Below are 11,686 nucleotides of genomic sequence, written 5' to 3' on the forward strand. Positions count from 1 at the left end.
CCTAGGAGAGAGACAGTGAACGACTTCCCCGGCAGCGGCCTGTACGACCGCGCACGCGCCGAGAGCACGGTGCCCGTGGCCGAGTCCCGGTACGTGATCCCGCGCTTCGTCGAGCGCACCTCGCAGGGCATCCGCGAGTACGACCCGTACGCGAAGCTCTTCGAAGAGCGCGTGATCTTCCTCGGTGTCCAGATCGACGACGCCTCCGCCAACGACGTCATGGCGCAGCTGCTGTGCCTGGAGTCGATGGACCCCGACCGGGACATCTCGGTCTACATCAACAGCCCCGGCGGTTCCTTCACGGCGCTGACTGCGATCTACGACACCATGCAGTTCGTGAAGCCCGACGTCCAGACGGTCTGCATGGGCCAGGCCGCCTCGGCCGCCGCCATCCTGCTGGCCGCCGGTACGCCGGGCAAGCGCATGGCGCTCCCGAACGCCCGGGTGCTGATCCACCAGCCCTACAGCGAGACCGGCCGCGGCCAGGTGTCCGACCTGGAGATCGCCGCGAACGAGATCCTCCGGATGCGTGCCCAGCTGGAAGACCTGCTGGCCAAGCACTCCACCACGCCGATCGAGAAGATCCGCGAGGACATCGAGCGCGACAAGATCCTCACGGCCGAGGACGCCCTGTCCTACGGCCTGATCGACCAGATCATCTCCACCCGGAAGATGAACAACGCGAGCGTGCGCTGACGGCGGACGCTGTATCGTCTGCCGCTCCTTGGCACGGTTCAGGACGGTGCACGACAACGTGCACGTCAAAGTGAACCGTGCCAAGGGGGGCCCGAACGAGGGGCCCGGCAAGGTACCGTCGGACATAAGGCAGCACCAGGAGCCGCTGGACCTAGGCGTCTCCCAGGCGAAGGGGAAGCACACCGTGGCACGCATCGGTGACGGCGGCGATCTGCTCAAGTGCTCGTTCTGCGGCAAGAGCCAGAAGCAGGTCAAGAAGCTCATCGCAGGTCCCGGTGTATACATCTGCGACGAGTGCATCGATCTCTGCAACGAGATCATCGAGGAGGAGCTGGCCGAGACCAGCGAGGTCCGCTGGGAGGAGCTCCCCAAACCCCGCGAGATCTACGAGTTCCTCGAGGGGTACGTCGTCGGCCAGGAACCGGCCAAGAAAGCCCTCTCGGTCGCGGTGTACAACCACTACAAGCGGGTCCAGGCCGGCGAGAACGGCGGCGCCCAAGGCCGCGACGACGCCATCGAGTTGGCGAAGTCCAACATCCTCCTGCTGGGCCCCACGGGCTCCGGCAAGACCCTCCTCGCCCAGACCCTGGCCCGCATGCTGAACGTCCCGTTCGCCATCGCCGACGCGACAGCGCTGACGGAGGCCGGCTACGTCGGCGAGGACGTCGAGAACATCCTGCTCAAGTTGATCCAGGCGGCCGACTACGACGTCAAGAAGGCCGAGACCGGGATCATCTACATCGACGAGATCGACAAGGTCGCCCGTAAGAGCGAAAACCCGTCGATCACCCGCGATGTCAGCGGCGAGGGCGTGCAGCAGGCCCTGCTGAAGATCCTGGAGGGCACCACCGCCTCGGTCCCGCCCCAGGGCGGCCGCAAGCACCCCCACCAGGAGTTCATCCAGATCGACACGACGAACGTGCTGTTCATCGTGGGCGGCGCCTTCGCGGGCCTGGAGAAGCTCATCGAGTCGAGGGCCGGCGCCAAGGGCATCGGCTTCGGCGCGACGATCCGCTCCAAGCGCGAGCTGGAGGCCAAGGACCAGTTCGAGTCCGTCATGCCCGAGGACCTGGTCAAGTTCGGCATGATCCCCGAGTTCATCGGCCGGCTCCCGGTCATCACCTCGGTCCACAACCTCGACCGCGAGGCGCTCCTCCAGATCCTGGTCGAGCCGCGCAACGCGCTCGTCAAGCAGTACGAGCGCCTCTTCGAACTCGACGGTGTGGAGCTGGACTTCGAGCGCGAGGCCCTGGAGGCCATCGCCGACCAGGCCATCCTGCGCCAGACCGGCGCCCGCGGCCTGCGCGCCATCATGGAGGAAGTCCTCCAGGGCGTGATGTACGAGATCCCCTCCCGCAAGGACGTGGCGAGGGTCGTCATCACGGCCGACGTCGTCCACTCGAACGTGAACCCGACGCTGATCCCGCGGGACGCGCGCGGCCGGGGACCGGGCGAGCAGAAGACGGCGTAGCGACACAGACGCACGTACCCGAAGGGGCCCCGGTCAACAGACCGGGGCCCCTTCGTAGTTGAGTCCTTGGCTGCGCAGTCGAGCCTCGGCGTCAGGCCTTGACGCGGATCTCCCCGCGGATCTTCTCCGTCAGGTCGATCGCGACGTCCTTGGTGGTGCTCTTGGTGTTGTCACCGGGAGAGACCATGGCGATCGTGCTGTAGTCGGACCAGACGCAGAACCAGTCGGTCGACTCCTTCTTGGTGAGGCTGTTGGTGCTCTTCGCCGACTGGCACTTCATGAGCGCCCCGTCGAGGTCGGCCTCCTCGGGCTGGCCGATCAGCTCGGCGCCGCTGCCGGAGGAGCTGGCGGAGCTGTCCACGATCTGCTTCGTGATGGCGGCGAAGTACGTGTCCAGGGCCTTCTCGGGGTCCGCGATCTTGCCGTAACCGCCCACGACCGTGACGCCCTTGGCGACCAGCAGCTCGGACTGGGGCGGCAAGGTGCTCGGGTCGTTCGGGTCGTAGCCGCTGAAGTCGGCCGTCGAGTACTGCACGACGACGGCCTTGCCGTCCTTCATGCCGCTGGACTCGAGGTACTGGGTGGTCTTCGAGTCGCTGCTCTCGCCGCCGTCGCCGACCCGCTTGTACTCGCTCGCCACGGTCGCCGGAGTGTCCAGCTTGTGCGCGCCGTCGTCCTCCAGGCCGCCCCCGCCGCCGCCGATGACGAAGTACGCGCCCACGCCTATGGCGGCCACGACGGCCACCGCGCCGATGATGATGCCCGTCTTCTTCTTGCCGCCCCCGGCGGCCGGCGGCTGCGGAACCCCGTACGGCGCCTGGCCGTAGGGCGGCTGCTGACCGTACGGCGCCTGCTGCTGGCCGTAGGGGGCCTGCTGGCCGTACGGCTGCTGCTGGGGCGGGACGCCCTGCGGGGGCTGCGGCGGCTGGCCGTAGCCCGGCTGGGCGGGCGGAGTCTGCTGAGGGTACCCGTAGCCGGGCTGGGCGGGCGGAGCCTGCGGCGGCTGGCCGTAGGGACCCGGCTGGCCGTAGGCACCCTGCTGACCGTACGGTCCAGGCTGCTGGGGCTGACCGCCGTACGGGCCCGGCTGGTTGTGACTCATTTCTGGGTTCCCCTCCAGATGCTTATGTGTTCCTGACATCCTGGCGCAGTCACAGGCCACGTAAGGCAGCGGGGGCCCCACCGTTACACAAGAATCGCGTTTCGGGACTGCGCGGTGACACCCCTAAACTGAGCCCGTGACCGAGAACGCTCAGCAGCAGCCACCCGCGCCCGACACCGAACTGCCGACCCAGTACGCGCCGGCCGATGTAGAGGGGCCGCTGTACGAGCGCTGGGTGGAGCGGGGTTACTTCGAGGCGGACGCGAAGAGCGACAAGCCTCCGTACACCGTCGTCATCCCGCCGCCGAACGTCACGGGCTCGCTCCACCTGGGGCACGCCTTCGAGCACACGCTCATCGACACCCTGACGCGCCGCAAGCGGATGCAGGGCTACGAGACGCTGTGGCAGCCCGGCATGGACCACGCCGGTATCGCCACGCAGAACGTCGTCGAGCGCGAGCTGGGCAAGGAGGGCAAGTCCCGGCACGACCTGGGCCGGGAGGCCTTCGTCGAGCGGGTCTGGCAGTGGAAGGCCGAGTCCGGCGGGCAGATCAGCGGACAGATGCGGCGCCTGGGAGACGGCGTCGCCTGGTCGCGTGAGCGGTTCACCATGGACGAGGGCCTGTCCCAGGCCGTCCAGACCATCTTCAAGCGGCTCTACGACGAAGAGCTGATCTACCGCGCCGAGCGCATCATCAACTGGTGTCCGCGCTGTCTGACGGCCATCTCGGACATCGAGGTCGAGTACCAGGACGACGACGGCGAGCTCGTCTCCATGAAGTACGGCGACGGGGACGAGACGATCGTCGTCGCCACGACCCGTGCCGAGACGATGCTCGGTGACACGGCGGTCGCCGTCCACCCCGAGGACGAGCGGTACAAGCACCTGGTCGGCAAGCTCATCAGGCTGCCGCTGACCGACCGTTCCATCCCGGTCGTCGCCGACGAGCACGTCGACCCCGAGTTCGGCACGGGTGCCGTCAAGGTCACCCCGGCCCACGACCCGAACGACTTCGAGATCGGCCAGCGCCACGACCTGCCGGCCATCACGATCATGGACGAGCACGCGGTCATCACCGCCCACGGCCCCTTCCAGGGCCAGGACCGGCTGGAGGCCCGCTCGGCCATCGTCGCCGCGCTGCGCGCCGAGGGCCGGATCGTCGCCGAGAAGCGGCCGTACGTCCACTCGGTCGGCCACTGCTCGCGCTGCAAGACGACCATCGAGCCGCGGCTGTCCATGCAGTGGTGGGTCAAGGTCGGTCCGCTCGCCAAGGCCGCCGGTGACGCCGTCCGGGACGGGCGCGTCAAGATCCATCCGCAGGAGATGGAGAAGCGGTACTTCGACTGGGTCGACAACCTCCACGACTGGTGTATTTCACGCCAGTTGTGGTGGGGACACCGGATCCCGGTCTGGTACGGCCCGGACGGCGAAGTCGTCTGCGTCGGCCCCGACGACGAGGCTCCGACCGGTGAGGGCTGGCGTCAGGACACCGACGTCCTCGACACCTGGTTCTCCTCCGGCCTGTGGCCCTTCTCCACGCTCGGCTGGCCCGAACAGACCGACAGCCTCGCGAAGTTCTACCCGAACTCCGTCCTGGTCACCGGCTACGACATCCTCTTCTTCTGGGTCGCCCGGATGATGATGTTCGGCCTCTACGCGATGGACGGCACCCCGCCGTTCCACACCATCGCCCTGCACGGCATGGTCCGTGACCAGAACGGCAAGAAGATGTCGAAGTCCTTCGGGAACGTCGTCAACCCGCTGGACTGGATGGACAAGTACGGCAGCGACGCGCTCCGGTTCACCCTCGCCCGTGGCGCCAACCCCGGTGTCGACGTTCCGATCGGCGAGGACTGGGTCCAGGGTTCCCGCAACTTCGCCAACAAGATCTGGAACGCGACGCGCTTCGCGCTGATGAACGGCGCGACGGTGGACGGCCCGCTGCCGGAGCCGTCGGCGATGTCGGCGACCGATCGGTGGATCCTGTCCCGGCTCAACTCCGTTGTCGCCGAGGTCGACGCGTTCTACGAGGACTACCAGTTCGCGAAGCTCTCCGACGCGCTGTTCCACTTCGCGTGGGACGAGGTGTTCGACTGGTACGTCGAGCTGTCCAAGACCACGTTCGCCGCCGGCGGTTCGGCGGCGGAGGTCAGCAAGCGCGTCCTCGGTGAGGTCCTGGACGTCACGCTGCGCCTCCTCCACCCGGTCGTCCCGTTCGTCACGGAGACGCTGTGGACCACGCTGACCGGTGGTGAGTCGCTCGTCATCGCCGAGTGGCCCTCGGACAGCGGCTTCCGCGACCCGGGAGCGGAGAAGGAGATCGCGACCCTCCAGTCCGTCATCACGGAGGTCCGCCGCTTCCGTGCCGACCAGGGCCTGCAGCCGGGGCAGCGCGTCCCGGCCCGCCTGTCGCTGGACGGCACGACGCTCGCCCCGCACGAGGCGGCCATCCGCCAGCTGCTGCGGCTCCAGCCGGAGGGCGACGCCTTCACCGCCACGGCGACCCTGCCGGTCGGCGGGGCCGAGGTGGCCCTCGACCTGTCCGGCACGATCGACATCGCGGCCGAGCGGAAGCGGCTGGCCAAGGACCTCGCCGCCGCGGAGAAGGAGAAGGCCCAGGCGAACGCGAAGCTCGGCAACGAGGCGTTCCTGGCGAAGGCTCCGGACCAGGTCGTGGAGAAGATCCGGACACGGTTGACGAAGGCGGACGCGGACATCGCGCGGATCGCCGCGCAGCTGGACCGGTTGCCGCAGGCGTAGGTGCGCCGCCGCGCGAGTGTGACGGCGGCGGGGTCTGGGGGCGCAGCCCCCAGGCCAGGGTCACCTCTTGTCCGACCGAGTCGGGTGGTGGGTGGGCATAGGTCGGGGGTCTGGGGGCGGAGCCCCCAGGGGCAGGCACCCCCGCCGGCCCGCACCCACCCCCCGGCCTCCGTAGACTGGCCCCGTGAGTGAGCAGCCGCAGCCCCCGCACGACAGCAGCGACTTCGACGAGATCATGGCGGCCGAGACCGAACGGGACCCCGATCTCGCGGTGATCGAGGCCGGCAGCCGTACCCTGCGCACGCAGGGCGGTTCGCCGCAGGCCGACGTGCCGACGCGCCCGGCGGACCCCGAGGTCGACAAGGCCCTGAGGGAGGTCGAGACGGAGCTCGCCACCCGCTGGGGCGAGACCAAGCTGGAGCCCTCCGTCAGCCGGATCGCCGCGCTGATGGACGTACTGGGCGAGCCGCAGCGGTCGTACCCCTCCATCCACATCACCGGCACCAACGGCAAGACCTCCACCGCCCGCATGATCGAGGCCCTCCTCGGCGCCTTCGACCTGCGCACCGGCCGGTACACGAGCCCCCACGTGCAGTCGATCACCGAGCGCATCAGCCTGGACGGCGCGCCGATCTCCGCCGAGCGGTTCGTGGAGACGTACGAGGACATCAAGCCGTACGTCGAGATGGTCGACTCCCAGCAGGAGTACCGGCTGTCGTTCTTCGAGGTGCTCACGGGGATGGCGTACGCCGCCTTCGCCGACGCTCCCGTGGACGTCGCCGTCGTCGAGGTCGGCATGGGCGGGTCCTGGGACGCCACCAACGTCATCGACGGGGACGTCGCCGTCGTCACCCCCATCGACCTCGACCACACCGACCGGCTCGGCGAGACCGCCGGGGCGATCGCCACCGAGAAGGCCGGCATCGTCAAGCAGGACGCGACGGTCATCCTGGCGCAGCAGCCGGTGGACGCGGCGCAGGTGCTGCTGAAGAAGGCCGTCGAGGTCGACGCGACCGTGGCCCGCGAGGGGCTCGAGTTCGGGGTGGTGGCGCGGCAGGTCGCCGTCGGCGGGCAGTTGCTCACCCTGCGCGGGCTGGGCGGCGAGTACACCGAGGTGTACCTCCCCCTCCACGGCCCGTACCAGGCGCACAACGCGGCCGTCGCCCTCGCCGCCGTCGAGGCGTTCTTCGGCGTCGGCTCGCAGCGGCCCGAGCCGCTCGACATCGACACGGTCCGCAAGGCCTTCGCGGCGGTGGCCTCGCCGGGCCGGATGGAGGTCGTACGGCGGTCGCCGACCGTCGTCCTGGACGCGGCGCACAATCCGGCCGGCGCCCGCGCCACCGCCGAGGCGGTCGGGGAGGCCTTCGACTTCAGCCGGCTGATCGGGATCGTCGGGGCCAGCGGGGACAAGAACGTGCGGGGGCTGCTGGAGGCCTTCGAGCCGATCTTCGCCGAGGTCGTCGTCACGCAGAACTCCAGCCACCGCGCGATGGACGCCGACGAGCTCGCCGCGATCGCCGTCGAGGTGTTCGGCGACGAGCGGGTGCAGGTCGAGCCGCGGCTGCCGGACGCCCTGGAGGCCGCGATCACGCTGGCCGAGGAGGAGGGCGAGTTCGCGGGCGGCGGTGTGCTCGTCACCGGATCCGTCATCACCGTCGGCGAGGCCCGGCTGCTGCTGGGGAAGGGCTGATACTCCGCATGCGTACGCTCTGTGCTTCGACCCTGATCGGCGAGGTCTTCATCATCGGCTTCGCCGCGCTGGTCGCGATGAAGGACCCCGACCTGTCCATGACCACGGTGTGGACGGTCAGCGGCATCGCCATGTTCCTGTGCCTGCTGCTGTGCGGCATGGTCACCCGCCCCGGCGGCGTCGCCCTCGGCTGGGCCCTGCAGATCGCCCTGATCGCCTCCGGTGTCGTCGTGCCGACGATGTTCTTCCTGGGCGCGATCTTCGCGGCCCTGTGGTGGGCGTCCGTGCACTACGGACGGAAGATCGACGAGGCGAAGGCGAGATTCGCCGCGCAGGCCGGCTCCTCTACACCTGACGCTGCGTAACAAGGGGCCGGACACGCCCTGTAACCTCAGCATCCCGCACAATCCTTGATCCGAAGGAGCCCCGTCGTGAGCCAGCGCACCCTCGTCCTCCTCAAGCCCGACGCCGTCCGTCGTGGCCTGACCGGCGAGATCATCAGCCGTATCGAGCGCAAGGCCGGCTGGCAGATCACCGCGCTGGAACTGCGCACCCTGGACCAGGACACGCTGGAACAGCACTACGGCGAGCACAAGGGCAAGCCCTTCTACGAGCCGCTGGTGGAGTTCATGGCGTCCGGCCCGGTCGTGGCACTGATCGTCGAGGGCGATCGGGTCATCGAGGGCGTGCGCCAGCTGGCCGGTCCGACGGACCCGATCGCCGCGGCCCCCGGCTCCATCCGCGGTGACTACGGCGTGATCGTGCGCGAGAATCTCATCCACGCCTCCGACTCCGAGGAGTCCGCCGAGCGCGAGGTGAAGATCTTCTTCCCCGGTCGCGCGTAGCGTCCGACACGGCCGAGTGAGAGTCTGGGGGCTTTCGTCCCCAGACTTTTGGCATATGCGTGGCGATCGAGGGAACGAGTGCCCCCGAACGCCCGTCTCCAGAAGCGAACCCGCACAGCATCTGCTGACAATGGCGGAGACCCTCACGCAGTGTTCGCGAAGGCGCGTCTACGATGGAAGCCTTCACGTCACCGCACCCGCTCCGCCGACCTGAAAAGCCCTCAAAAGCTATGGGGAAGGCCAGTCGAATCCTGATGGGGAACTCAATGTCGTTCATCGGCCGTGACATGGCTGTCGACCTCGGGACCGCCAACACGCTGGTGTACGTCAGGGGTCGCGGGATCGTACTCAACGAGCCGTCCGTCGTCGCGATCAACACCAACACCGGTGGCATCCTCGCGGTCGGCGCCGAAGCGAAGAAGATGATCGGGCGCACGCCCGGCAACATCGTTGCCGTGCGTCCGCTGAAGGACGGCGTGATCGCCGACTTCGAGATCACCGAGCGGATGCTGCGCTACTTCATCCTGAAGATCCACAAGCGGCGGTATCTGGCTCGTCCGCGGGTCGTCGTCTGTGTGCCGTCGGGCATCACGGGCGTCGAGCGCCGCGCCGTCATCGAGGCGTCGTCCCAGGCCGGCGCCCGTCAGGTGCACATCATCGAGGAGCCCATGGCGGCCGCCATCGGTTCCGGCCTGCCGGTCCACGAGGCCACGGGCAACATGGTGGTGGACATCGGCGGCGGCACCACGGAGGTCGCGGTCATCTCCCTCGGCGGCATCGTCACCGCCCAGTCCATCCGGGTCGCGGGCGACGAACTGGACAACGCGATCATCCAGCACATCAAGAAGGAGTACTCGCTCCTGCTGGGTGAGCGGACGGCCGAGCAGATCAAGATCACGATCGGTTCGGCGTACGACCTCGACGCTGACGAGCACACCGAAATCCGCGGCCGGGATCTCGTCTCCGGGCTGCCCAAGACCGTCGTCATCTCGGCCGCCGAAGTGCGCAAGGCGATCGAGGAGCCCGTCAACGCCATTGTGGACGCCGTGAAGACGACCCTGGACAAGTGCCCGCCGGAGCTGTCCGGCGACATCATGGACCGCGGAATCGTTCTGACCGGTGGCGGCGCGCTGCTGCGCGGCCTGGACGAGCGGCTGCGGCGCGAGACCGGCATGCCGATCCACATCGCCGAGGACCCGCTGGACAGCGTGGCGCTCGGTTCCGGAAAGTGCGTCGAGGAGTTCGAGGCGTTGCAGCAGGTGCTGGACGCCCAGCCGCGCAGATGAAGCAACTCTTCGATTCCGCCGTACGAGATGATCTCCTCTCGTACGGCGGATCGTTGATATAGAGGCATAAGCTCGCGCATAAGTGCCGCACACACAAACGCGCCCATATACGTAAACACTGCACACGAATTCCTATGAGGAAGGGCACGGCCGCCGCACGTGAGGGACACACGAGAGAGCCGGCTGCTCCTGGTGCTGCTGGTCGCCGTCGCGTTCGCGCTGATCACGGTGGACATCCGCGGCGGGGAGGACTCACCGGTCGACGGTGCCCGCCAGGCCGCGGCCACGGTCTTCGGCCCGATCGAGAACGGTGTGTCGGCCGCGGTCGACCCGGTCGGCAACGCCGTATCGGCCATCCGTGACTCCGGCGAACGGCACGACCGGCTCGCCGAGTTGGAGAAGGAGAACGCGGCCCTGGAGGCGAGGCTCGGCAGCGACGACCGCAACCGCAGCCGCCTCGCCCAGCTCGACAAGATGCTGAAGCTCTCCGGCGCCGGCCAGTACGGCATCAAGGGCGCCCAGGTCATCGCGATAGGAGCGGCCCAGGGCTTCTCCTGGACCATCACCATCGACGTCGGTGCCAACGACGGCATCACGCGCGACATGACCGTCCTGAACGGGGACGGGCTGGTGGGGCGCGTGACGACCGTCGGCCCCAACACCGCGACCGTGCTGCTCGCCAGCGACCCCGACTTCACCGTCGGCACCCGCATGGAGGCCGGCGACGAACTCGGCTTCGCCTCCGGGCAGGGCGACCGCCCGCTGCGCGTCGAACTCCTCAACGGCAAGGCCGAGGTCAAGACCGGCGACCGACTGGTCACCTTCGGCTCGCAGGCCGACAAGCCCTTCGTGCCCGGTGTACCGGTCGGCGTTGTCTCCCGCGTCGACCCCTCCGCCGGCGACCTCACCCGCACCCTCTACGTCACGCCGTACGTCAGCTTCACCAAGCTCGACATCGTCGGCGTCGTCGTCCAGGCCCCGAAGAAGGACCCGCGCGACACGGTGCTGCCCGCCAAGCCCAAGCCGACCCCCACGCCGACCGTGACGGTGACCGTCACCCCGTCCGCGAACGCGCCGGTCGACGGCCAGATCCAAGAAGAGCAGTAGGAGCTGTAGCCCATGCGCGTCAACCGGATCCTGCTGTCCACCTCCCTGGTCGTCGTCGCCCTGGTCCTCCAGGTGAGCGTCCTCGCCCGCCTCCACCTCCCGGGCGCCGTCCCCGACCTGCTGCTCCTCACCGTCCTGGGCCTCGCCATGGTGTACGGCCATGTCGGCGGCGCCCTCGTCGGCTTCGGCGCCGGCCTGCTCGCCGACCTCGCCCCGCCCGCCGACCACGCGGCCGGCCGCTACGCCCTCGTGCTGTGCGTCATCGGCTACCTCGCGGGCCTGGCGAAACCGGAGAACGGCCGGCTGAAATCGGCCACCGGCCCCATGGCCGTCGTGGTCGCCGCCGCCGTCGGCACCACCCTGCTGTACGCCGGTGTCGGCGCCCTCGTCGGTGACACCGCCGCCCGCCATGTCGGTCTCGGCAGCCTGCTGTTCACGGCCGCGCTGTACGACCTGCTGCTCGCCCCGTTCGTCGTCCCCGGCATCATGGCGCTGGCCCGGCGCGCGGAGAACGACCCCCTCGCGGACACCAACTCCGCCGCCAAGGCCGCCGACATCTCCTCCGGCTGGCTCTCCTCGGGCACCGGCCTGCGGATCGGCGGCCAGCGCAACGGCCTCGGTGGGCTGAAGGTGAAGGCCGCCCGGGCCCGCACGGCGCGGGCCGGCCGCATCAAGGGGGTCAAGCGGCTGTGAACCCGTACGAGTTCACCCGAACGGGGTCGTTCCGG

10 protein-coding genes are annotated in these 11,686 nt (G+C 68.9%); 9 read left to right on the plus strand and 1 reads right to left on the minus strand.

Annotation, left to right across the window (positions count from 1 at the left end; all coding sequences use genetic code 11):
• Window positions 1-15: 15 nt before the first annotated feature.
• Window positions 16-696, plus strand: a complete 681-nt coding sequence (locus OG252_RS32820) for an ATP-dependent Clp protease proteolytic subunit (RefSeq protein WP_323186068.1) — start codon at window positions 16-18, stop codon at window positions 694-696.
• A 184-nt stretch (window positions 697-880) separates the two neighbouring features.
• Window positions 881-2,167, plus strand: a complete 1,287-nt coding sequence (gene clpX, locus OG252_RS32825) for an ATP-dependent Clp protease ATP-binding subunit ClpX (protein ID WP_217239967.1) — start codon at window positions 881-883, stop codon at window positions 2,165-2,167.
• Window positions 2,168-2,258: 91 nt separating this feature from the next.
• Here the strand turns inward: clpX and OG252_RS32830 are convergent, their stop codons facing one another.
• A complete protein-coding gene (locus tag OG252_RS32830; protein WP_329340619.1) occupies window positions 2,259-3,269 on the minus strand; it encodes a hypothetical protein in 1,011 nt (336 codons plus the stop codon).
• Window positions 3,270-3,405: 136 nt separating this feature from the next.
• Here OG252_RS32830 and OG252_RS32835 point away from each other — a divergent pair, with 136 nt between their 5' ends.
• From OG252_RS32835 to mreD, 7 genes are all read left to right on the plus strand, one after another.
• Window positions 3,406-6,030 (plus strand): valine--tRNA ligase, encoded by a 2,625-nt coding sequence (locus OG252_RS32835; RefSeq protein ID WP_329340621.1) that lies wholly within the window; start codon window positions 3,406-3,408, stop codon window positions 6,028-6,030.
• A gap of 235 nt (window positions 6,031-6,265) precedes the next feature.
• Window positions 6,266-7,720, plus strand: coding sequence for a bifunctional tetrahydrofolate synthase/dihydrofolate synthase (gene folC / locus OG252_RS32840; RefSeq protein ID WP_329345236.1), 1,455 nt, complete (start codon window positions 6,266-6,268; stop codon window positions 7,718-7,720).
• 8 nt (window positions 7,721-7,728) lie between these two features.
• Window positions 7,729-8,085 (plus strand): DUF4233 domain-containing protein, encoded by a 357-nt coding sequence (locus OG252_RS32845; protein WP_307674843.1) that lies wholly within the window; start codon window positions 7,729-7,731, stop codon window positions 8,083-8,085.
• 66 nt (window positions 8,086-8,151) lie between these two features.
• Window positions 8,152-8,565 carry a nucleoside-diphosphate kinase gene (gene ndk, locus OG252_RS32850; protein WP_266439546.1) on the plus strand — a complete coding sequence of 138 codons (414 nt, stop codon included), beginning with the start codon at window positions 8,152-8,154 and terminating at the stop codon, window positions 8,563-8,565.
• A gap of 266 nt (window positions 8,566-8,831) precedes the next feature.
• Window positions 8,832-9,851, plus strand: a complete 1,020-nt coding sequence (locus OG252_RS32855) for a rod shape-determining protein (RefSeq protein WP_004931372.1) — start codon at window positions 8,832-8,834, stop codon at window positions 9,849-9,851.
• A 159-nt stretch (window positions 9,852-10,010) separates the two neighbouring features.
• Window positions 10,011-10,958 (plus strand): rod shape-determining protein MreC, encoded by a 948-nt coding sequence (mreC, locus tag OG252_RS32860; protein ID WP_266439549.1) that lies wholly within the window; start codon window positions 10,011-10,013, stop codon window positions 10,956-10,958.
• Window positions 10,959-10,970: 12 nt separating this feature from the next.
• Window positions 10,971-11,651: a rod shape-determining protein MreD gene (mreD, locus tag OG252_RS32865; protein ID WP_266439551.1), complete on the plus strand. Its 681-nt coding sequence runs from the start codon at window positions 10,971-10,973 to the stop codon at window positions 11,649-11,651.
• Window positions 11,652-11,686: the final 35 nt, after the last annotated feature.

Source organism: Streptomyces sp. NBC_01352 (assembly GCF_036237295.1).
Lineage (GTDB): Bacteria > Actinomycetota > Actinomycetes > Streptomycetales > Streptomycetaceae > Streptomyces > Streptomyces plumbiresistens.